The sequence below is a fragment of the Kocuria aegyptia genome (assembly GCF_039530085.1).
In the GTDB taxonomy this organism is placed as follows: domain Bacteria; phylum Actinomycetota; class Actinomycetes; order Actinomycetales; family Micrococcaceae; genus Kocuria; species Kocuria aegyptia.
In genome coordinates this window covers 1-22,205 of the sequence record NZ_BAAAOA010000040.1, presented here as the reverse complement: position 1 = coordinate 22,205, position 22,205 = coordinate 1, and the positions used below count along the sequence as shown (strand labels likewise).

The window sequence follows — 22,205 nt, the reverse complement described above, 5'->3', positions numbered from 1 at the left end:
TGTGGTGATCAGCCCCCGGCCTCACGCGTCCCGGCCCGTGCCAATAACGTCATGCCCTCTTACACCTAGAAGAATCTTTCTTTGGTGCGTACTGGCATTCGTCACCGCAGGAGTACTCGGTCCCTACGTAGCGACCTACGCCCCAAGCAGCGGACGCAGCACCTGGAAGCTCGAGGAGGCTGACGAGTTCAATAGATCGTCACTGGACACTTCGAAGTGGGGCGTCTACTCCAGCCCTGGGACCAACGGCAACGGCACTTTTTCGCCGACCAATATCGTCGTGATCGATGGGGTCTTGCAGATCCAGGGTCGCGGCGACACCGGCGGCGGCCTGTCCATGCTCAAGGGTCAAACCTACGGACGTTGGGAAACCCGGATGAAACTCGACGTGGGCAAAGGCTATGCGCCGGCCGTCATGCTCTGGCCGGACTCCGATGTCTGGGCCGATGGCGAGATCGACTTCTTCGAAACGCGCAACGGAGCCGCGGACACCGGCACTGCGACGGTCCACAAGCCCGGGGACCCGACCAATAACAGCAAGCAGCTGACTTAGAGCTTCCGCCGATAGGTCATGGTCGCCGGGCCGGGCGGTTGTCCCAGCGGTGGCGGGTCCACGCCTCGCGGATCAGCCGTCGGGTGATGATGATGGCGTTGGCCAGTCCGATGAACGCCTCGATCACCCGGGTGCGTTTCTCGGTGCAGACCGCCAGTTTCTGGAAGCCGCGGTTGTGCCAGGCATTGGTCCGTTCCACAACCCAGCGGGCGGTGTTCTGGATCGGGGCCGGGATGCCCTTGGTGGCGATCTCGCCATCGCAGCCGAGCTCCTCCAGCAACTCACGGGTGGCTTTGGAGTCGTAGCCGGCGTCCAGGTGCACCGTGATCCGTTCGGGCAACTCGAAGCCGAACCGGGACAGCGTCTCCAATGTGGGGCGCAGCAACGGGGAGTCGTGGCGGTTGGCTGCAGCGACCACCACCCCCAGGGGCAGGCCGGTACCATCGACCAGCACGGAGCGTTTGGTGCCCTGTTTCCCGCGGTCCACCGGGGATCTCCCGGCGGCCTCGCCACCGCACGGGGCCTTGGTGATGCACCCGTCCACCGCCAAGTCCTCCAGGGCGAGCCCGACCATCTTGTCGTAGGCGTGAAGGCAGGACTGTTCAAGGGCGGTGAAGATCTCCGCGGCGATCCACTCGTCGCGTCGGCGTCTGATGGTGGTGGCCGAGCAGGTGGTGTCGGCGATCTTCTCGTAGGCGGCCCCGAGGACGAGGACCTGCACGAGCTTGTCGAAGACCACCCGGTCCGGGATGCGTGGCCGGTGGCAACCTAGCGGATGCTCGTCCGCCACAGGCGGGATAAGCACCTGGAACTGGTCCCAGATGGGCTCGATGATGCACGATGGAACGGCAGGCACGAGTGCTCCTGGTCAATACACTGATTCTCAACAAATCCGTGTTTACCAGGCCTCGTGCCTGTCTCATGCCGCCGTCCCACCACGCCTATCGGCGGAACCTCTTACAACATTACGCCGAACGAGTGGCATGTCTGGGCCGTCGAATGGTTGCCGAGCCGTCTCACGTTCTACGTGGATGGCCTTAAGGTCTACGAAGTTACTGACACCGAATTCATTCCCACTAAGCCCTTCCACTTCGCGGCACAACTGGAGATCGGCGTACCGGGAGGAACACTCGACATACCGGTACGAAACTCGTGCACACCCCAGCCCCTTGCCCTCCACATCGACTACGTGCGCATGTACAAAACCGACGTTACAATCCCCAGCGCGGGAGGCGGCGTTTCGTGACAAGTAAATGGCAGGATCTCTTCTTGATCAAAGGGGTAGTGTCCAGGGTGGCGTGGACCTCGGCGGACTGATTCCAGGTGATGACCTCGCGCAGGTGCACGTGATCGTAGTCGGCGCGGGAGGCGTCCACGCGCTTGACCATGGACGGGACTGCCCCGACTTTCGTTGAGGGGCCTTGGTCGCTCTGCTTTAGGTAACAGCTACTTGTATTTCAGGGTGTCAAATCCGCGTTCGAGTGACCCGATCTGCCCCGGGCCCAGGTCTTCGTCCGGACGTGATGCGGTTCGGAATGGGCGGCGATGACCGCCCCGAAGGTGGAGGATCGGAACGGCCCGCCGTTGTCGGTCACGATGGTTGCCACCAGTAGAATTTCGCCGATCTCGGAGTCGACCCGCATGTGACGGCCAGCGGCTCCCCAAGCAGGACCTCGGACTCGGCCAACGACTTCTCAATCACGTTGATATGCGTTATGCATGTTCGATGTGGAGAACACCTGAGTATCAAATTTGCACTCGGTGAAATCAAGCGAAAGCAGCCCGTCACGGTGGCCTTCACAATCAACGAATTCTGCACCGCTCCCTGCCCTCCGCGGCGCACCCGCGTAGGCCCCAGCCAAACGACTAGACTGATCGCGAACGCCTCCACGGCCGATGGCGGCCGTCACCACTGTGAGAAGGATGAGATCCATGGCTAACCGAGCCCAGTCGTCCACCAGCACCTCGGCGGACTCGTCGACCGGCCGCAGCCGCGGGTCCGACGTCCGCTCCCACTCGGGCCAGGGACACACCGTCAACAACCTGATCTTCCTGGCCCTGTGCATGGCCATCATGATCGGCAGCTTCATCGCCTTCGCCAGCTACCCCAACAGCCCGCTGGTGTGGTTCGTCGGCTTGGGCCTCTACACCCTGGCCCTGCTCATCCCGGTGGGGTTGCTGCACAACAGCACCACGAAGAAGGCCGAGGGCGGGCGCACCATCCTCATGCACGTCCCGCCGACCACGGAGGTCGCCGGCGAGCCCACCACCGCGGCGAGCTTCCCGGACGAGCCGCGCAACATCGGCACCCGGGACGCCCAGGTGCACGCCGAGCACCAGGACGACACGCTGGGCAGAGCCACGCAGTAGTCCCGCCCCGCACCAGGACGCCCGGCCCCCTTCCGCGATCCGCGGGAGGGGGCCGTCGGCTTCGCCGGCGGAAGGCGTCCGTGCGGAGCGTCCGAGGCGTCGGCCCGTACCACTAGACTGGACGCGAATGCTCCGCGGCCGCCCGTGGCCGCCCCTACTGCCAGAAGGAACGGATCCATGGCCAACAGAGCCCAGCCCACCAGCACCTCGTCCGAGGCGTCGGCTGGCCGCCGCAGCGGCGGCGGCAGCACCGTGCGCTCGCACTCGGGCCAGGGACACACCGTCAACAACCTCATCTTCCTCGTGCTGTGCATGGCCATCATGATCGGCAGCTTCATCGCCTTCGCCAGCTACCCCAACAGCCCGCTGGTCTGGTTCGTCGGCCTGGGCCTCTACACCCTGGCCCTGCTCATCCCGGTGGGACTTCTGCGCGGCAGCACCGCCAAGAAGGCCGCGGGCGGACGCAGCGTGCTCATGGACGTCCCCTCGACCACCGAGGTCTCCGGCGTGGACCGGACCGCGGCCGAGTTCGGCCAGGGCCCGCGCGACGTCCGCGAGCGCGACGCCCACACCGCGGCCGTCCACCACGACGACAAGTACGGCAAGAACGTCGAGTAGGACCGCACCGGCCGTCCCAGAGTCCGAGGACAACGGGACCGACGACCACGGGTCCGGCGGCGGCTCGGACAGCAGAGGTCCCCTCCCGCTGCGGGAGGGGACCTCTTCGCGTGCCCGGTGGACCGGACGGGAGCTGCCGCGAGCGCGGGTCAGGCCGTGGCGGGCTCCTTGGCGAAGACCGTCTCGACCACGCCGCGCGCCCAGGAGAGCACCGCGCCGTCCACGAGGTCCTTGCCGCCGATCCGCTCGGTCTTGGGCTTGGGGATCAGCACCTGGGAGGTGTCGGTGCCGGGCACCGTCTTGACCTGCGCGCCCGGGTAGAGGCGGGTCAGCCGCATCTGCCGGGACTCGGGGAGGTCGGCCGGGGCGAAGCGGACCATGTTGCCCTGCGCCGCGACGTCGGTGAGGCCGGTGGTGCGGGCGGCCACCCGGAAGCGGGCGACCTCGAGCAGGTTCTGCACGGGCTCGGGCACCTCGCCGTAGCGGTCCACGAGCTCGTCGGCGACCTCCTGGATCGCCTCCTCCGTGGCGGCGTTGGCGAGGTTGCGGTAGGCCTCCAGGCGCAGCCGCTCCCCCGGGACGTAGTCGTGCGGCAGGTAGGCGTTGACCGGCAGCTCGATCTTCATCTCGGTGGGCCGCTCGTCCTCCTCGCCGCGGTACTCGGCGACGGCCTCGCCCACCAGGCGCAGGTACATGTCGAAGCCCACCCCGGCGATGTGCCCGGACTGCTCCCCGCCCAGCAGGTTGCCGGCGCCGCGGATCTCGAGGTCCTTGACGGCCAGCTGCATGCCGGCGCCGAGCTCGTTGTGGGCGGCGACGGCCTTGAGCCGCTCCAGCGCCGTCTCGGAGAGCGGCTTCTCGGCCTGGTACAGGAAGTAGGCGTAGGCGCGCTCACGGCCGCGGCCCACGCGCCCGCGCAGCTGGTGCAGCTGAGAGAGGCCGTAGCGGTCCGCGCCGTCGACGATCAGGGTGTTGGCGTTGGCGATGTCCAGGCCGGTCTCCACGATGGTGGTGCAGACCAGGACGTCGAACTTCTTCTCCCAGAAGTCCACGATGATCTGCTCGAGCCGGGACTCGGACATCTGCCCGTGCGCCACGGCGATCCGCGCCTCGGGCACGAGCTCGGCGAGCTCCTTGGCCTTGCGCTCTATCGAGGAGACCCGGTTGTGGATGTAGAACACCTGGCCCTCGCGCATGAGCTCGCGCCGCACGGCCGCGGAGACCTGCTTGTCGGTGTAGGCGCCCACGTAGGTGAGCACGGGGTGGCGCTCCTCCGGCGGGGTGGCCAGGGTGGAGGTCTCGCGGATCCCGGTCAGCGACATCTCCAGGGTGCGCGGGATGGGGGTCGCGGACATCGCCAGGACGTCCACGTTGGTGCGCATCGCCTTGAGCTTCTCCTTGTGCTCCACGCCGAAGCGCTGCTCCTCGTCGATGACCACCAGGCCGAGGTCCTTGAACTGGACCTCCTTGGACAGCAGCCGGTGGGTGCCGATCACCACGTCCACGGACCCGTCCTTCAGCCCGGCGAGCGTCTCCTTGGTCTCCTTGGCGGTCTGGAACCGGGAGAGCGCGGCCAGGCGCACCGGGAAGCCGGAGAAGCGCTCGGTGAACGTCTCGGCGTGCTGCTGGGCCAGCAGCGTGGTGGGCACGAGCACGGCCACCTGCTTGCCGTCCTGCACGGCCTTGAACGCCGCCCGCACCGCCACCTCGGTCTTGCCGTAGCCCACGTCCCCGGAGATCAGCCGGTCCATGGGGACCTCCCGCTCCATGTCCGCCTTGACCTCGTCGATGGTGGTCAGCTGGTCCGGCGTCTCGATGTACGGGAACGCCTCCTCGAGCTCGCGCTGCCACGGGGTGTCCTCCGCGAAGGCGTGCCCGCGGGAGGCCATCCGCGCCGAGTACAGCCGGATCAGCTCGTTGGCGATGTCCCGGACGGCCTTCTTGGCCGCGCGCTTGGTCTTGTTCCAGTCCGCCCCGCCCATTTTCGACAGGGCCGGGGTCTCGCCGCCCACGTAGTTGGTGACCTGGTCCAGCTGGTCGGTGGGCACGAACAGGCGGTCCCGCGGGCCGTTGCGCTTGGAGGGGGCGTACTCGAGCACCAGGTACTCGCGCACGGGCTTGGGCTGGCCGGGCTTGATCATCGCCCCGGCGATGGGCCGCTGGATGAGTTCCACGAACTGGCCGATGCCGTGCTGCTCGTGCACCACGAAGTCGCCCTGGCTCAGCGCCAGGGGGTCCACGGCGTTGCGCTTGCGCCGCACCGGGAGCTTGCGCATGTCCTTGGTGGTGTAGGGGCTGGCCTTGCCCAGCAGGTCCGCCTCGGTGAGGAGCACGATCCGCGGCCCGTCCAGGGCGAAGCCCTTGCCGGCCACGGCGGTGGTGAGCTCCACGATCCCGGGTTGCGGCTGCTCGGCGAGGGTCTCGCGGCGGGCCGCGGGGATCCCGGCCTCGTGCAGCAGCTCCGCGATCCGGGCCAGCGGGCCCGGCCCCTCGGTGACGGCGACGACGCGCCAGCCGTCGGCCACGCGTCCCTGCAGGAACTCGAGCATCGCCTCGACGTCACCGTGGAAGCCCAGCGGGTCCCGGGCGGCCACCGTTAGGGTGTCGGCGTCCGAGTCGATCAGGGCGATGTCCTCCGCGGCGGTGTCCGCGTCCACGTCCTGACCGGCCACCGCGTTGACGTTGAGCGCGGTGACGGCCCACCAGCCGAGACCGGTCCCCAGCGCGGTGGCCCGGGCCTCGGCCAGGGTCTGGAAGGACCCGGAGGCCAGGGTGCGGCCCTCGCCGTCGTCGTTGCGGACGATGTGCTCGGCGGAGCTGATGTCGATGGGCGCGGACTGCCCGTCCGAGGCGGAGTCCCACGCGGCGAGGAGGAACTCCTCGTTGGTGGCCACGAGGTCGTGGGCGCGGGCGCGGACCTTCTCCGGCTCCATGACCACCACGAGCGAGCCGGGCGGGAGCAGGGACAGCACGGGCACCAGGCCGTCCACCAGCAGCGGCGCGAGGGACTCCATGCCCTCCACGTAGATACCGCCGGCGATCCGCTCGAGCATGGACTCCGCCCCGGGCAAGGAATTCTTGAGCATCGCGGCCCGCGACATCACGGACGGGGTGATGAGCACCTCGCGGCACGGCGGGGCCACGAGCCGCTCCGGGTGGTCACCGGTGGCCAGGGTGCGCTGGTCGGCCACGGCGAACCAGCGCAGCTCGTCGACCTCGTCCCCGAAGAACTCGATCCGCACCGGGTGGTCCTCCACCGGGGAGAAGACGTCGATGATCCCGCCGCGCACGGCGAACTCCCCGCGCCGGGTCACCATGTCCACCCGGGCGTAGGCAGCCTCGGCGAGCGAGGTCACGGCGGCGTCGAAGTCGAGCTCCTCGCCCCGGGCGAAGCGCACCGGAGCCATGTCCCCCAGGCCCTCGACGACGGGCTGGAGCACGGAGCGGACCGGGGCCGTGACCACCCGCAGCGGGCGCTCGGCGTCCTTGCCGGCCAGCCGGCGCAGCACGTCCAGGCGGCGGCCCACCGTGTCGGAGCGCGGCGAGAGCCGCTCGTGCGGCAGGGTCTCCCAGGCCGGGAACTCCGCGACCTCCTCGGCCGGCAGGTACGCGCCCAGGGCGGCGGCGAGGTCCTCGGACTCACGGCCGGTCGCGGTGACGGCCAGCAGCACCGGGGCGCGGTTGTCGGCCGGTGCCGGGGCGTCGTCGAGGGCACCGCGCAGCTGGGCCGTGAGCACCGCGCGCATCCCGTCCGGGGCGCTGATCACGGTCTCGGCGCTGCGCTCCCCCGGCGGCAGGCCGGCCTGAGTGCGGAGATTGGCGAAGGAGCGCTCCGCCCCGAGGGCGGCGAGCAGTCCGGACAAGGTCATGGGTGAGCAGTCTCCTGGGACGCTGAGTGGGGTGCTGGTGCAGCACAGAGGCTGTCGGAGCCAACGTTCGCGGACACCAGCTTACTCCCGGGCCCCGACACGGCCCCGTCCGGATCCCACGGTCCCGCCCACAGCCCGGGCCACGGGCGCCCGCCTACCATGGGAGCACGCAACCGCCCCTGCCGATCAGCCGCTACCGAGGAGTCCTCCATGGCCGTCACCGCCTCCACCACCGTCCCCGCTCCCCTCGACCAGGTCGTGGTGACATTCACCGACGAGGAGTTCATCCGGCACGTGACCCACCGCGCCGGGGCCACCCTGGACTCGGTGGAGGTCGCCGGGGACGTGGAGGCGCAGTTCGCCGTGACCACGGTGCGGACCATGGCCGCGGACCGGCTGCCGGAGATGGCCCGGAAGTTCGTGGGCTCCTCGGTGCAGCTCACCCAGGTGGACACCTACCACACCCCGGACGCGGACGGGATCCGGATCGTGCGCACCGAGATCTCCGTGGGCGCGCTGCCGGTCTCCGGCTCCGCCACCCAGACCCTCACCCCGCAGGGCGGGTCCACCGACGTGCACGTGCACTGCGTGGTCAAGGCCAACATCCCGTTCGTGGGCAAGATGGTCGCCGAAGCCGCCGAGCCGTTCATCGGCAAGGCCCTGTCCCTGCAGTCCCAGGAGGCCGAGGCCTGGCTCGCGAAACGCTGAGGCGCGCTGTCGTTTCTGCATTCGACCGTTTTCCCTCGGAAAGGGGTGCGCTCGTGCGCATCCATCACCAACCGAGACTGCGCAGTCCATCGGATGCGCAACAACAACGCGGGTACGACCTCGGACCACTACCAGAGTAGGTGCCCTGCATGCCCAAGCGGCGACGACGTAGTCTGATCGGGGCCGGCGGACGGGCCGCCCTCTGGCTCGTCGTAACGACGGGACTGGCTATGGCCTTCGTTCTTGTGGCGCCGCATAATCTGGGCCTATGGGACAAGTACCCCATCGTTCAGTTGGAAGCACTGCAACTCGGCTGGATCATCGCACTGTTTCTGCTCATCTGCATGGTTGGCGTTGCACTATGGCACAGCCGCCATCAGAAAGATGCCCTGAGACGGACGCTGCAAGTCGTGGCGTTCTTGATGATCGCCGTAGCGCTGACAGAGTTCGTGCTGTTCACCCGAGCCGGTGGCGCTATGCCGGCGCACCTGGCGACGGTGCCTGCCGAGGAGAAGGACATCACTGTGCTGTCCTTCAATGCTTTCAATTCGGATGCCGACGAAATCGTCGAAGTTGCCGAGGCAACAGAGGCTAACGTCCTCTTGCTGGTCGAGGTGGAACCCAAGGTGGCGGTTCAGGTCGCTGAGTTGTGGCGTATGCAAGGCACGTCGAATCAACTGTTCGCAGACAGCGATACCCATGACGTCGACACGGATGGAACCGCAATCATTACCTCTGACCAGTTAGGGCGCTACCGTCAAGTTCCCGGCCCCGCATTGACGTTGGGTTCTGTATCTGTCGCCCCTGTGGGTGAATCTGCGATCCGGATTGGGGACTCATCGTTCACTCCACCGAGACTGAGCGTGGTGCACCCGCCGCCACCCGTACCGGATAAGTACTCTTCCACCACCTGGAGGTGGCAGCTGGACCTTGCGGTTCAAACTTGCCGTCCAGAAGAAGGAACGATCGTCGGCGGGGACTTCAATGCTTCCACGGCTCAAGTTTCTTTGCTGGCCGACCAGAGTTGCCTTGACGCCGGCAAATATCTCGGACGCGGCGCCGTCGGCACATGGCCCCGATCAGTTCCCGCTCCCCTAGGAGCCGGCATCGATCACCAGATTGTCGATACACGGCACTGGGAACCCGTTGGCATTCGATTCGTGGACATCGGCGAATCCGATCACCGGGCCCTGGCGGTCTCATACCGGGATGTCGATACGTGATACGAGGAGCGCTCTGCCAGGTGCACACCGATCTCGGCGCAGACGGGGCGATGGCAGAGTGGCCCGTCGCGAGCCGATGTTCACCATCACCTCAACACAGGTGTCCGCAGGGCGCTGCTCAGAAGGCGTGCTGGCCATGCTGCTGCGCGGGCGGCGCGAGGCCGGACCTCGTTCTGCACCCTCGTCGAGAATCACCTCGGTTCTCTGCCGCTGCACTCGCCACGCCCGAGGCATCGGCGCATCCTGGGTGCGGTCGCGCTCTACAGAGGCGTCCCGCGCAACCGCATCGCACGGACCTGGAGCAGCGTCATGGTCAGCAGCTTCACCGTGATCCGCACCATCGCCGCAACCTCGCCCCAGGGGCCGCCGAACAGACCGGGCCGGACGGCTCCCACCAGGACGTAGCCCACGGCGACGAGCACGAACGGCACCACGGTGGCCAGCAGCGCCCAGGACTCGGTGCGCGCGCGGGCTCCGCTCCGGCGGTGCAGGTGGACCAGCCCACCCACCAGCACAAGTCCGGACACCGCCCAGAACAGCAGTCCGCCGAGCTCCTGGGCGGTGGTCGCGCCCAGTGAGGGCAGCAGCCGGTCCAGGGCGAGGTGGGCGCCCACCCGCTCGTGGATCCGGAAGAGGTCGTCGGCGATCAGCAGCAGGAAGACGCCGCCCCACGCCGCGAGCACGCGGTGCGCCGAGTCGCGTAGGCCCAGGTATAGGAGCAGGACTGAAGCGGCGCCGAGCTGGAGCAGCCCGAAGAGCTCCATCAAGGAGCCGTCGATCCCGCCGTTCCACAGGGCGCTCGAGCGGAAGAGAGAAAACGAGCCGCCGTCCGGGTCCAGGACGAACCCGCTGCGGTGGAGGAGGTGCGCGGTCAGCAGCAGGGCGTTGACCACCATGACCGCGCCGGCGATGCGCACGGGCCGGGACGCTGCGGTCTCACGCTTCCACAGCACCCGGGCGGGAATCACCGCGCGTGGAACTTCTGCTGCGCCTCGAGCAGCCCGTTCTCCACGAGGTGCTCCACCGCGTCGGCGGCGTCGTCGAGGAGGAAGGGCAGCTCCTTGCCCTCGGTGGAGGAGAACGGCTTGAGCACGTAGGAGGCGGCGTCCATCCGGCCGGGCGGCCGCCCCACGCCCACGCGCACCCGGTAGTAGTCCTTGGTGGACAAGGCCTTGGACATGTCCCGCAGGCCGTTGTGCCCGCCCTCTCCCCCGCCGATCTTGAGCTTGAGCGCGGCGAAGGGGATGTCGATCTCGTCGTGCACGGCGATCACCCGCTCCGAGGGGATGTCGTAGAACTTGGCGAGCCCGGCCACGGGGCCCCCGGAGGTGTTCATGTAGGTCATCGGCTTGGCCAGCACCACGCGCGGTCCGCCCGGGCGCAGCCGGGACTCCAGGACCTGGGCGCGGGTCTTGTGCACCTTGAAGGACCCGCCGAGACGGGAGGCGAGCTCGTCGAGGACCATTTGTCCCACGTTGTGCCGGGTCCGGGCGTACTCGGGCCCGGGGTTGCCCAGTCCCACGACCAGCCATGCGTCGGACATCGGTGCCTCCATCGAAGTGGTGAAGAGAGCGGTCATGCGAAGTGCGGGGCGGCTCGCAAGCCGCCCCGCACTTCGCGGACCACGTGGATCGGGTGAGCGGTGAGGCTCAGGCCTCGTTCTCGGGGACGACGTCGCCCTCGGGGGTCTCGTTCTCGCCGCCGGCGGAGTCCTCACCGAGGTCCTGGGCCTGGGGCTCGGAGACGTTGATGACCAGCAGCTCCGGGTCGGAGACCATGGACACGCCCTCGGGCAGGCGCACGTCGGCGGCGTAGACGTGGTCGCCCGCGCCGTGGCCGTCGAGGTTGATGGTGACGGCGTCGGGCACGTTCAGGGCGTCGGCCTCGACCGTGAGGGTGTTCTCCTCGACGTTGTGCACGGCGGTCGGGTCGACCTCGCCGATGACGTGGACGGGGATCTCGACCTCCACCTTCTCGCCGCGGCGCACGGCCAGCAGGTCGACGTGCAGGATCTCGGGGCGGGTCGCGTGGCGCTGGATGTCCTTGACCATGACCAGCTGGGTGCTGCCCTCGACGTCGAGCTCGAGCACGGCGTTGGAGTGGCGCACGGCGAGCATGGTCTCGTGGCCGGGGATGACCACGTGCTGCGGCTCGGCGCCGTGACCGTAGACCACCGCGGGGATCTGGTTGTTGTTGCGGATGCGGCGGGCGTAGCCCTTGCCGAAGTCGCTGCGCGTGGTGGCGGGGATGCGGATGGTGTCAGCCATGGGAACTCCTCGAAGTCGGGTCTGTCGTCGGAATGGCCAGGCGATACCGGCCGCAGACCCTCCCCCGCGTCCTGGACGCTGTGCACCGCGCCCCTGGGGGCGCCGCACCAGTGGGGGCGGGAACGTTCAACCAGCCGTCGTCGATCACGGGACCCGCAGGGGTCCCCTCGCCTTGGCAACCGCACAAGGCTAGCACGGCCCACGGAACCCGACGGGCCCGGACGGATGGAAGGGGCCCTCACGACGGGTCGGCTCAGGCGACGGCACCCCGCCGTACGGCCTTGGTCACCAGGAGGTATGCCAGGATCCACGGCTCGACGACGTAACGGTGACCCAGCCGCCGCGGCTGGGTGATCAGCCGGTAGGCCCATTCCAGCCCGAGGGGACCGAGCCAGCGCGGCGGCGGCTTCTGGATGCCCGCGTACTCGTCGATCCCGCCGCCGACGGCCGCGTAGATCGCCGGGGGCAGCTCCTTCCAGCGCCGGCTCAGGAACTCCTCCTGCAGCGGCATGCCTAGGCCCACGATGACGAAGTCCGGCCGGAACTCTTGCAGGGACCGGACGACGTGGTCCTCGAGCACGGGGTTCCAGCCCTCCCCCGGCCAACCCTCGATCCGCCCGGCGGGCGCGTCCCGCCGGAGCAGATCCACCGTGCGGGCGTTGCCTGCGGAGGTCGCGCCGACAACGGCGACACGCCGCACCGGGGTGCGCCGCATCAGGCCGGGTAGCCAGTCCAGGGTGCCGAGGCGATGCCGCCTGGCACTGAGCGGGCGCCCGGACCGCCACTTGGCGAGCTTGAGGACGGGGAACCCGTCGGTCAGCACGACGTCGGCCTTCTCGTAGAAGGCGCGGAAGGTCGGGTTGACCTCCCAGGTGTACAGACTGTGCAGATTGTGGGCGAGGACGGCGGCCTTGCGCCGTTCCTGCCACGTGGCCGAGATCCACCGGTGCAGCTCCTCGGCGTCCATGGGCGTCACCCGGACCCCGCTGACCGGAATCTCGATCGAGCCCGTGCTCTGGGCCCGAACCTGGTGCTTCAACATGTGAACTCCCCCTGTGCTGCGCCTCCGCGGCGCCTTGCTCCCCCGCCGGGACCCGGAGTCCGAGCCGGCCTCTGAGCAGGGAGTCCCGTCCGTGGTGCGGCGCGATCCCCCCGGATCCCGCCGGCGGACCGGCACTTCCTGCAGCACACCTCGCGGCCACCGTCCCGGGGGCCGGCGAACATGCGCTTGCATTTACGCTAGCAAAGACACGAGGGGGTCTACCCCCTCGGAACTGTCCCCTGTTAAGCACCTGTTTGCATCGATGTGCACTTGTAAAGTCATCGATGGGGGCCGGAACCACGCCGGGGGGCGTAGGAGGAGTGTTCCGGCCCCCGCACACTCGGGGGGAGTGACCAACGTGCTCAAGAAGAACATGTCCGTGCGGCCTGCCGCCTGGCGGGACACGCACATCAGCAGCCTGCGGCGCGTGGACGCGCTGGCCCTGGCCGTCACGCTCGTGCTGACGCAGCTGATGCGTTTCGGTTTCGACGGAGAGGCGCTGGAACTCGGCCGCCTCACCGTCCCGTACTGGCTGGTGGGCGCCGTGCTGGGCGGCGCCTGGTGGGGCTGGCTGGAACTGCGGGGCGCCCGGGACGTGCGCCTGATCGGCTACGCCGTGGAGGAGAACCGGCAGGTGGTCTCCGCGACCCTGGTGCTCTTCGGCGCGATGGCGATTCTGTCCTACGTGCTGGACGTGCCGATGGCCCGCAGCTACGTGGTGATCGCCCTGCCGCTGGGCACGCTCCTGCTGCTCGCCGGGCGGGGCCTGGTGCGGCGGGGGCTGACCCGCCGCCGGCTGGCCGGTGAGGCGATGTCCCGGACGCTGGTGGTCGGGCGCGTGCCGGGGGTCGTGGAGATGGTCGCGTCCCTGCAGCAGAACCCGGCGGCGGGCTTCGAGCCGGTGGCGGTCTACGCGCCGTCGTCGTACCGGGTCCTGCCGCGCCACCTGGCCCGGGTGCCGGTGCCCGAGAACATGCTGCCGGCCGGAGAGGTGCCCAGCGTGGAGGGGATCGTGGCCGCGTGCCGGGCTCACCGGATCGAGACCCTGGTGCTGGCCGCGAGCGCGCCGCTGAGCTCGGAGGAGGTCCGCCACCTGTCCTGGTACCTGGCCGACGAGCGCATCCGTCTGGTCCTCGACACTGGACTCACCGACATCGCCGGCCCGCGCATCCACACCCAGCAGATGGCCGGACTGCCGCTGATCCACGTCTCCACGCCGCGGCTGAGCCGCTCGCGGCGGATGCTCAAGCGCCTGGTCGACATCGTCGGCGCGACAGCCGCACTGGTGGCGCTGTCCCCCGTGATAGCCGTGCTCGCATTGATCGTCAGGGCGCACGACGGCGGACCCGTGCTCTTCGCGCAGGAGCGGACCGGCCTGGACGGCTCCCGGTTCCGGATGCTGAAGTTCCGCTCGATGTACACCGACGCCGAGGAGCGCAAGGCCGAGCTGATGGCCGCCAACGACGCCAAGGGCGGCGTGCTGTTCTTCATGGAGAACGACCCCCGGGTCACCGCCCCGGGCCGGTGGATGCGTAAGTACAGCCTCGATGAGCTCCCGCAGTTCCTCAACGTCCTCAAGGGCGAGATGTCCCTGGTGGGCCCGCGCCCGCCGCTGCCCTCCGAGGTCGCCCAGTACGAGGAGCACGTCCACCGCCGGCTGCGGGTCAAGCCCGGCATCACCGGTCTGTGGCAGGTCTCGGGCCGGGACGACCTGGACTGGGAGCAGGCCGTGCGCCTGGACCTCTACTACGTGGAGAACTGGTCCCCGGTCCAGGACTTCGTGATCATGCTGCGCACGGTCAAGGCCGTGCTCGCCAAGGAGGGCGCGCACTGAGCACGGCGCACCCGCACCTGCTGACTTCCGGGGCCTGCGCCCCTGCGACGGGATGTCATCCCGGCCGACCGTTGGCTACCGTGGAACGTGGGATCAAGCGGAGGGAGTGGACGGATGACTGATTATCCGCAGCTGCAGCTCACCGTCCTGGACACGACGGACGTCCGGGGCCTGGCGGAGTTCTATCGCAAGCTGCTGGGCTTCCAGTACCGGCCCGGGGACGAGCCTCCGACGGACGGCTCTCCCGACGACCTCGAGTGGTTGGTCCTCACGGACGCGCACGGTGCACGGCAGCTGGCGTTCCAGGCCGTCCCGGTTCTCCCCCGGGTGACGTGGCCGGATGCCTCCGGCGTGGCGCAGCAGCTGCACCTGGACCTGACCGTCCCGGACCGTGCGGCGCTCGAGCACCAGCGGGAACGTGCTCTCGGGCTGGGCGCCGAACAGCTGCTCGATCGCACGGACGACCCCGAGGAACCGCTGTACGTGTTCGCCGATCCGGCCGGGCACCCGTTCTGCGTGTTCGTCGCATAGCCCCCGCAGCCCTTCACCGCCTCGCCCAGCAGAACCTCGGCGCACGCCGGCACGTACACACGTTGGGCGAGCAACACCATCTGCATGGCCCCCGCATCACGAATTGGACGATGGTCCACACCGAACCACTTCCCGCACAGGAACCAGGGGCTGACAATAGACTTTTGTCCGGCCCGAAGGGGACCATGTGGGGACAGAAACCGGCGCCCACCAGGACCATCACCCGGATACGCTCGGAGCACCCCAAGAATCCGTACCCCTCGACGGACAAGCGAGAACCCGATGCGCACCTCTCCCCTGGCCACCGACATCCAGCACTACCTGCAGTCCTGCTCCCCCGCAGGCCTCGAGCTCCTGGACCTCGACATCGTCGAGGACGTCGCCGAGCTCACCCTGGCCTTCACCCCCCAGGCTCTCGACCGGGTGCTGCGCACCCAGCTGGCCACCGCCGGCGCCCCGGCCGACTGGGACTGCCCGAAGGCCTCCATGGAGGCCGGCACCCCCACCTGGGCCTACGCCCTGGAGCTGTCCTACCTGTTCAACGAGCACTACTTCGGCCACCTCCTCCTGGAGCGCCACGAGACCGCCCTGGGCGACATCCTCGCCGCGCACGGCCACGAGGGCACCCCGGTGGTGTTCCGCCCCGCCTACACCCCCGACTGCCTTGCGCTGAACCTGCGCCGGCTCAAGGCCGCACACCTCCGCGCCACGGGCCACACCGCGGCGCACGCCCGCGCCGCCTGACGCAGCCAGGTGACCCGGGCCAGTGACCCGGGCACGCGACGCGGCGAGCGCGCAGCCGGTGCCCTCGGTGCCGCGGCAGGCCGGACGACCCGCCGCGGCGGCCTGCATTCAGCGGCCGGCACGCATCAGTCCTGGAGCGCGCCGCCCACGAGCGCTCGCGCGACCTCCGTCAGGGCGCCGAGACCTGTGACCAGGTCCTCGTCCTCGGTGAACTCCCGTTCGCAGTGGGACACCCCGTCCACCGAGGGCACGAACAGCAGGACGGACGGCACCTGGGTGCTCATGGCCACGGCGTCGTGGCCCGCTCGTGTCCTGAGCCGGCGGGTGGACAGGCCCTTGTCCGCCATCAGCTTCTCCACCAGCTCGAGCCCGCCCTCGGGGAAGGGCCGGCGTGGCCGGACGTCGAAGTCCCGGACGTTGACGTCCACCGGGTGCTCCGCCGTCAGGGCGTCGATTCCCGCGAGCAGGGTGGCCCTGGCCGCCTGGACGATCTCCTCGCTGTCGGAGCGCAGGTCGGCGACCAGGTGCACCCGCCGAGGGACCACGATCGGGGAGTTGGGCTCGATGTGCATCTGGCCGACCGAGGACAGCAGGGCGTCCTCCTCGAAGTCCTTCGTCACCTCGTGGACCATCAGGACGATCTTCGAGGCCGCGATCAGGGCATCCCGGCGATCGGCCATCGACGTGGCGCCGGTGTGGGACTGCTCGCCGAGCACCTCGATGTCGAGCTTCTGGGTGTACCAGGACCGGTCGACCGCCCCGAGCGGGATGCCCTCGCGCTCCAGAATGCGGCCCTGCTCGATGTGGATCTCCGCGTAGGAGGCCACCTCCGGACGGGAGTCGGTCCCGAGGAACCCGATGCTCTCCAGTGCCTCGCCCACCGTGGTGCCGGACGGATCGCTGACCGCGAGCATGTCGGCTTCGTCCATGAGGCTGACGAACACGGACGACCCCATGATGGAGGGCGCAAAGCGGGCCCCCTCCTCGTTGAACCAGTTCACCACGGCGAGGTTGAACGGAGGCTTCTCCCCCGCCGCCTGCACCTCGGCGTCGATCTCCTGCAGGGCGTGCATGGCCGCGACCACACCGTAGGCCCCGTCGAACCGGCCGGCCAGGGGCTGGCTGTCCAGGTGGGAGCCGATGAGCACGAACGGGACCCCGGGCGTCCACTCCGCGAGCAGGAACATGTTCCCGATGCTGTCCACCCGGACGGGATAGCCGCGCTCGGCCCCCCAGTCCCGGAACCACGCCCGGATCTCTCCGTCCTTCGCGGTGCCCGCCTGCCGGTCCACGCCCTGGTGGGCGGTGGCGCCGATGGTGGCGGTGTGGTGGAAGTCCTTCAGGAACTCTTCGGGGCTCAACGACATCACGCTTCCTTACTCGATGGGTGTTCCGGGTGGCTGCGGCCGGTCCCGCGGTGCGCGGGGCCGGTCAGTCGATGCTCTTGTAGTCGTGCAGCGCGGCGCTGTAGCGCCGGACCGTCTCCTCGTCCCGCGGTGCCGTGGCCAGGCTGACCACCACGAAGAGGATGGCGTTGACGGCCAGGCCCCACATGGCAGGGTTCAGCCCCAGCGGGCTGGTGAACGCCGGGATGAAGGTCATGGCCGCGGTGAGCAGCACCCCCACCGAGAGCCCGGCGATGGCTCCGGTGGCGTTGCCCCGGGGCCAGAACAGGGCACCGAGGGTCGGCACGATCAGTTGCGCGGTGCCGCCGAAGGCGACCAGCCCGATGGTGACCAGCACGCCGGGCGAGAACAGGGCCAGCAAGTACGCCGCGATCGAGAAGAGCAGCAGCGCGTAGCGGCCCACGTTCGTCAGCTGGCGCTCGGAGGCGGACGGTTTCGCGTAGCGCTGGTAGAAGTCCTTGGTGACAACGGTCGACACCGCGTGGATCTGGCTGTTCGCCGTGGACATCGCCGCACCGGCTCCCGCCGCCATCAGCACCGTGGCCATGACGAACGGGACGTACTCGAGGGCCATGAGCGGCAGGATCCGGTCCGGGGTCTCCACGTCGGGCATCTGGAGGAACCCGGTCCACCCCACGAGGACGGAGCCGAGGTACGCCAGGGCGACGAGGGAGATCAGGAACGGCATGACGTTGAAGATTCGCCCGTTCTTCGCGGCGTACATCCGCAGCCACAGCTGGGGTCCCATGAGCGCGCCGATGGCCGTGATGAAGCACAGGGACACCCAGGTGGCGTACCCGGCGTCCCCTTCGGGCCCGGGCATCGTCAGGTGCGCGGGGCTCGCGTCCTGCATGCGCTCGAACAGCGCGACCGGCCCGCCGACCGTGCCGGAGATGTAGACGCCGGCCGCGGCGAGACCGAAGAAGATCAGCGCACCGTAGATGATGTCGGTCCAGGCCACGGCGCGGATGCCGCCCACCCACACGTAGACCACGATCACCAGGTAGAACAGCAGGGCCGAGAGCCAGAACGGGATGGCGTCCCCCGAGGCGACGGAGATGAGATAGGCGCCGCCGGCGAGCTGGATCTGCAGGTAGGGCAGGGTGAAGAGGACCACCACCACGCCGACGATCCAGCGCATCTTCTCGCTGTTGAACATGGTGCCTAGGAAATCGGACGGCGTGACGAAGTCGAACCGCTTGCCGAGATACCAAATGCGCTTGCCGATCACGAAGTACAGGAACCCGAAGAGCACGTTCCAGCCGAACGCCGTCAGGTACACCGGGCCGTCGGTGTAGAAGGAGGCGTTGGACCCCAGGAACGCGAAGGCGCTCCACCACGTGGCTGCCACGGTGAAGAACACCGCGATCGATCCCATGCCGCGGCCCTGGATGAAGTAGTCGTCGCTCGTCTTCTGGGACTTGGTGGCGGCGTAGAAGCCCACGGCCAGGGGAATGGCCATGAACAGGAAGATGACGATGATTCCGGCGGTCATGCGGTCTCACGCCCTTCGGCCACAGCACGGTTCCTCGGCTTGCCCCAGTTCATCAGGTGCGCCACGAGGAAGACGGCTGTGCAGAAGGCCCACCAGAACAGGACCCAGGCGAGCAGGAACGGAAAGCCGAGAACGGTCGGCTCGCTGCGGTTCGCCAGCAGGATGATCGGGCTCTCCAACATGATCAGGCCCAGCACGGTGGCGGCGATGAACAGTATTCGTGTCTTGGTGGTTCTCATGACGTCGGACCCTTCGCTCAGGTTCACTGTCGGTGGTTTCATCAGGGGTGGCTGTGCCGGCTCTTCACGACCTCCAGACGCAGTCGCCGCCGACCCACGTGGACCGGACGGCCGTGGCCCCGATCCCGTGCGGGTCGATGTGCGTGATGTCCTCGTCGAGGACGACGAAGTCGGCCAGCTGTCCGGGTGCCAGGCGGCCCTTGACCCCCGCCTCTCCGGTGGCGTGCGCGGACCCGGCGGTGTACACCTGCAGGGCCTCCTCCACGGTGATGCGCTGCTCCGGACCGAGGACCCTGCCGTCCGCCGTCTCCCGGGTCACCATGCTCTGCAGCGCGATCAGGGGGTCCGCGGGCACCAGGGGGTAGTCGGAGGATCCGGCGACGGCCAGTCCGCCGTCGAGCAGGGACCGGTGCGCGCAGATCCTGTTCTGCTGGTCCTCTCCGTAGTAGGCGAGGATCTCCCGGCCGTGGAAGTGCACGAAGGCCCCGAACGGCACGGGGATCAGGCCCAGCGTGCGCATCCGCCGGATGAGCTCGTCGTCGACGATGCTGCAGTGCTCGATCCGGTGGCCCGCCGGGCGGCCGTCCTCCGATGGGCCCAGCGACGCGAGGACGTCGAGGACCGTGCGGATGGCGCGGTCCCCGTTGGCGTGCACGGCGACGCGCCGGCCGGCCTCGTGCACCCGCCGGACCGTGGCGACGAACTCCTCGTCGGTGAGGATCTGCAGGCCGTTGTCCGTGCCGGTCGCGCTCGGGTACGGGGTTTGGCACAGGCACGTCCCGCCGGACAGCGCGCCGTCCAGCATCATCTTGACGCCCGTGGTCTGCAGCCGGTGCGGTGCGTCGGGCGGCAGCGCGGCCGACCCGTCGAAGTAGCTGTGCCACAGGAGCATGCTGACGCGGGGACTGAGCCGGCCCTGCTCGAGCGCCGCCGTGTACATGCGCTGCTCGACCGGGGTGACGATGGCATCGCAGTAGGAGGTGATGCCGAGGGCGTGCAGCTCCTGGTTGACGGTCTGCAGCGCGTCGACCTGCGCCTCGGGGCTTCCGGCCGGCAGGACGGTGTCGTGGCCCAGGCCGGGCAGCCACGGGTCGAGCCAGGCCCGCTCGATCAGCCGGCCGTCGAGGTCGCCACGGTCGTCCGTCAGAAGCTCACCCCCGGGCGGGGCGTCGCCCGGCTGCCGGTAGCCCATGAGCTCGAGGGCCCGGGTGTTGGCCACGGCGCGGTGCAGGCTGTAGTGGACGACGACGATCGGGTGCTCCTGCGACACCCGGTCCAGGAAGGCGCGGTCGACGGTGCCGTCGCCCACCCGCCGCTCGTCCAGCGCTTGGGCGACGATCCACTCGCCGGGGCCGGTCGATCGAGACCGCTCCAGCAGGGCGTCCCGGACCGCGTCGGGACCGACTGCGTCCGTGAGGTCGACGCGCACCCGCGCAAGCGCGGCCTGCGAAGGATGGCAGTGGGCGTCGTTGAAGCCGGGAACCACCAGGGCGCCGTCGAGGTCGATCCGCTCCGCCCCCGGGAAGCGCGCGGTCATCTCCACCGACGAGCCGGTGCCCACAATCGTCTCCCCGCGGACGGCCAAGGCCTCCGGCTCGGTCCCGTCCAGGGCGAGGATCCTCGGCGCCGTGACGACGCGCAACGGTTGTCCGTGGTCCATGGGTCACGCATCCACGGCGGTCAGTGGCGGGGAACTGGGCACGGCAGGCCTTCCTTCCGACGGGGTTCAGGACTGCGCGGCGGCGTGGTCCGCGGTGCGCACGTGGGAGTCGGCGACCTCCAGCGCCTGGTCGATGATCCCCAGGCCACGGACCAGGTCCTCCTCGGTGATGATCAGCGGGGGCGTCACGTGCAGGCGGTTGAAGTGCACGAACGGCCACAGGCCGGCGCTCTTGCACGCCGCCGCCACCTCGTTCATGGGTGCGGCGTCCGGGCCGGCAGCGTTGAACGGCACGAGCGGTTCCCGGGTCTCCGGGTCCCGGACGAGTTCGACGGCCCAGAACATCCCGAGCCCGCGCACTTCCCCCACTGAGGGATGGCGCACCGCCATGTCCTCCAGCCGGGGGCGGACCACCCGCTCGGCGAGGTCCTGGACGTGGGCCAGGATGTTCTCCTGCTCGAACGCCTCGAAGGTGGCCACCCCTGCGGCGCACGCCAGGGGGTGCCCGGAGTAGGTGAGGCCCCCGGGGAAGGCGCGGTCGTCGAAGGTCGCAGCAATGGCCTCGGAGATGACCACGCCGCCCAGCGGCACGTAGCCGGAGTTGATGCCCTTGGCGAAGGTGATGAGGTCGGGGACCACCCCGAAGTTCTCGACGGCGAAGACCGTCCCGACCCGGCCGAAGCCGGCCATCACCTCGTCGGCGATCAGGACGATCCCGTACCGGTCGCACAGCTCCCGCACCCCGGGCAGGTAGCCGGGCGGCGGGACCAGGATCCCGTTGGTGCCCACGACCGTCTCGACGATGATCGCGGCAATGGTGGAGGCGCCCTCCAGGACGATCACCTGCTCCAGGTGCTCGAGGGCCCGCCGGCACTCCTCGTCCTCGGTCCGGGCGTGGAAGGCGGAGCGGTAGAGGTACGGGCCGAAGAAGTGCGCGACGGCGGGGTCGGCCGCATCGTTGGGCCAGCGGCGCGGGTCCCCGGTCAGGGAGATGGCCGTGCTCGTGGAGCCGTGGTACGAGCGGTACTGGGAGAGGACCTTCCGCTTGCCCGTGTGGAGGCGGGCCATCCGCACGGCGTTCTCGTTGGCCTCGGCGCCGCCGTTGGTGAAGAAGACCTTCGCGAAGCCCTCGGGAGCCGCCTGCACAATCCGCCGGGCGAGCTCGCCGCGGACGTCGTTGGCGAACGCCGGCGCGATCGTGGCCATCCTGCCCGCCTGCTCCTGGATCGCGGCGACGAGCCGGGGGTGCTGGTGGCCCAGGTTGAGGTTCACCAGCTGGGAGCTGAAGTCCAGGTACTCCGTGCCCTGGTAGTCCCAGAACGTGGCGCCCCGGCCCGTGGCCACGGGCAGCGGGTCGATGTGCGCCTGCGCGGACCACGAGTGGAACACGTACTGGCGGTCGTCGGCTCGGACCTCGCTCTCGGCCTGGTCGTCGCCGAAGGAGATGGGCTGTCCGTGGGGTCCGGGGAAAGTCTCCATGACGCGTGCCTCCGTGGGATTCGGTGGGTCTGGCTCAGTGGGTCGAGCTCAGTGGGTGGGGAAGCCGAGGTTGATTTGGGACTCCGACGGCTCCGGCCAGCGAGTGGTGACGAGTTTGCGGCGGGTGTAGAAGTTGAAGGACTCCGGGCCGTACATGTGGGTGTCCC

20 protein-coding genes are annotated in these 22,205 nt (G+C 69.2%); 9 read left to right on the top strand and 11 right to left on the bottom strand.

Annotation, left to right across the window (positions count from 1 at the left end; translation table 11 throughout):
- A partial coding sequence (locus ABD220_RS14125) for a glycoside hydrolase family 16 protein (protein ID WP_344123592.1) occupies positions 1-553 on the top strand: 553 nt, incomplete at its 5' end.
- Between the two features lie 16 nt (positions 554-569).
- On the opposite strand, the gene ABD220_RS14120 is transcribed toward ABD220_RS14125, so the two are convergent.
- Positions 570-1,409, bottom strand: a complete 840-nt coding sequence (locus ABD220_RS14120; protein ID WP_344123590.1) for an IS5 family transposase — start codon at positions 1,407-1,409, stop codon at positions 570-572.
- Positions 1,410-1,463: 54 nt separating this feature from the next.
- Between ABD220_RS14120 and ABD220_RS18115 the strand changes: the two genes are divergently transcribed.
- The 3 genes from ABD220_RS18115 to ABD220_RS14110 all read left to right on the top strand — a co-directional run bounded on the left by ABD220_RS18115 (position 1,464) and on the right by ABD220_RS14110 (position 3,541).
- Complete coding sequence (locus ABD220_RS18115; protein WP_425552566.1) at positions 1,464-1,799, top strand: family 16 glycosylhydrolase; 336 nt, start codon at positions 1,464-1,466, stop codon at positions 1,797-1,799.
- 686 nt (positions 1,800-2,485) lie between these two features.
- Positions 2,486-2,923, top strand: coding sequence for a hypothetical protein (locus tag ABD220_RS14115; RefSeq protein WP_344123588.1), 438 nt, complete (start codon positions 2,486-2,488; stop codon positions 2,921-2,923).
- Positions 2,924-3,100: 177 nt separating this feature from the next.
- Positions 3,101-3,541, top strand: a complete 441-nt coding sequence (locus ABD220_RS14110; protein ID WP_344123586.1) for a hypothetical protein — start codon at positions 3,101-3,103, stop codon at positions 3,539-3,541.
- Positions 3,542-3,690: 149 nt separating this feature from the next.
- Here the strand turns inward: ABD220_RS14110 and mfd are convergent, their stop codons facing one another.
- Positions 3,691-7,410: a transcription-repair coupling factor gene (mfd, locus tag ABD220_RS14105; protein WP_344123584.1), complete on the bottom strand. Its 3,720-nt coding sequence runs from the start codon at positions 7,408-7,410 to the stop codon at positions 3,691-3,693.
- A gap of 210 nt (positions 7,411-7,620) precedes the next feature.
- Here mfd and ABD220_RS14100 point away from each other — a divergent pair, with 210 nt between their 5' ends.
- Together ABD220_RS14100 and ABD220_RS14095 are read left to right on the top strand one after the other, a co-directional pair.
- The gene (locus ABD220_RS14100; protein ID WP_115162483.1) at positions 7,621-8,118 is read left to right on the top strand and encodes a DUF2505 domain-containing protein; all 498 of its coding nucleotides are present in this window, start codon (positions 7,621-7,623) and stop codon (positions 8,116-8,118) included.
- A 230-nt stretch (positions 8,119-8,348) separates the two neighbouring features.
- Complete coding sequence (locus ABD220_RS14095; RefSeq protein ID WP_344123581.1) at positions 8,349-9,341, top strand: endonuclease/exonuclease/phosphatase family protein; 993 nt, start codon at positions 8,349-8,351, stop codon at positions 9,339-9,341.
- Between the two features lie 260 nt (positions 9,342-9,601).
- Here the strand turns inward: ABD220_RS14095 and ABD220_RS14090 are convergent, their stop codons facing one another.
- The 4 genes from ABD220_RS14090 to ABD220_RS14075 all read right to left on the bottom strand — a co-directional run bounded on the left by ABD220_RS14090 (position 9,602) and on the right by ABD220_RS14075 (position 12,650).
- On the bottom strand, positions 9,602-10,309 hold the full coding sequence (locus ABD220_RS14090) for a hypothetical protein (protein ID WP_344123580.1): 708 nt from the start codon (positions 10,307-10,309) through the stop codon (positions 9,602-9,604).
- Positions 10,306-10,884 (bottom strand): aminoacyl-tRNA hydrolase, encoded by a 579-nt coding sequence (gene pth / locus ABD220_RS14085; protein ID WP_344123578.1) that lies wholly within the window; start codon positions 10,882-10,884, stop codon positions 10,306-10,308. Before pth ends, ABD220_RS14090 begins: the two co-directional genes overlap by 4 nt.
- A 106-nt stretch (positions 10,885-10,990) precedes the next feature.
- The gene (locus tag ABD220_RS14080) at positions 10,991-11,608 is read right to left on the bottom strand and encodes a 50S ribosomal protein L25/general stress protein Ctc (RefSeq protein ID WP_344123576.1); all 618 of its coding nucleotides are present in this window, start codon (positions 11,606-11,608) and stop codon (positions 10,991-10,993) included.
- Between the two features lie 253 nt (positions 11,609-11,861).
- Entirely contained in the window at positions 11,862-12,650 is a 789-nt protein-coding gene (locus tag ABD220_RS14075) for a WecB/TagA/CpsF family glycosyltransferase (protein WP_344123574.1), read from the bottom strand.
- 358 nt (positions 12,651-13,008) lie between these two features.
- On the opposite strand from ABD220_RS14075, the gene ABD220_RS14070 reads away from it, so the two are divergent.
- The 3 genes from ABD220_RS14070 to ABD220_RS14060 all read left to right on the top strand — a co-directional run bounded on the left by ABD220_RS14070 (position 13,009) and on the right by ABD220_RS14060 (position 15,759).
- Positions 13,009-14,484 (top strand): sugar transferase, encoded by a 1,476-nt coding sequence (locus ABD220_RS14070; protein WP_344123572.1) that lies wholly within the window; start codon positions 13,009-13,011, stop codon positions 14,482-14,484.
- A gap of 114 nt (positions 14,485-14,598) precedes the next feature.
- Entirely contained in the window at positions 14,599-15,015 is a 417-nt protein-coding gene (locus ABD220_RS14065) for a VOC family protein (protein ID WP_344123570.1), read from the top strand.
- A gap of 282 nt (positions 15,016-15,297) precedes the next feature.
- Positions 15,298-15,759: a hypothetical protein gene (locus ABD220_RS14060; protein WP_344123568.1), complete on the top strand. Its 462-nt coding sequence runs from the start codon at positions 15,298-15,300 to the stop codon at positions 15,757-15,759.
- A gap of 125 nt (positions 15,760-15,884) precedes the next feature.
- Here the strand turns inward: ABD220_RS14060 and ABD220_RS14055 are convergent, their stop codons facing one another.
- The 5 genes from ABD220_RS14055 to ABD220_RS14035 all read right to left on the bottom strand — a co-directional run bounded on the left by ABD220_RS14055 (position 15,885) and on the right by ABD220_RS14035 (position 22,038).
- Entirely contained in the window at positions 15,885-17,126 is a 1,242-nt protein-coding gene (locus ABD220_RS14055; protein WP_344123566.1) for a M20 family metallo-hydrolase, read from the bottom strand.
- Positions 17,127-17,190: 64 nt separating this feature from the next.
- Positions 17,191-18,660 (bottom strand): sodium:solute symporter family protein, encoded by a 1,470-nt coding sequence (locus tag ABD220_RS14050; RefSeq protein WP_344123564.1) that lies wholly within the window; start codon positions 18,658-18,660, stop codon positions 17,191-17,193.
- Positions 18,657-18,899: a DUF3311 domain-containing protein gene (locus ABD220_RS14045; protein ID WP_344123562.1), complete on the bottom strand. Its 243-nt coding sequence runs from the start codon at positions 18,897-18,899 to the stop codon at positions 18,657-18,659. The genes ABD220_RS14050 and ABD220_RS14045 overlap by 4 nt, the downstream gene beginning before the upstream one ends.
- 64 nt (positions 18,900-18,963) lie before the next feature.
- Positions 18,964-20,559, bottom strand: a complete 1,596-nt coding sequence (locus ABD220_RS14040) for an amidohydrolase (RefSeq protein ID WP_344123561.1) — start codon at positions 20,557-20,559, stop codon at positions 18,964-18,966.
- A 66-nt stretch (positions 20,560-20,625) separates the two neighbouring features.
- A complete protein-coding gene (locus tag ABD220_RS14035) occupies positions 20,626-22,038 on the bottom strand; it encodes an aspartate aminotransferase family protein (protein ID WP_344123560.1) in 1,413 nt (470 codons plus the stop codon).
- Between the last annotated feature and the right edge of the window lie 167 nt (positions 22,039-22,205).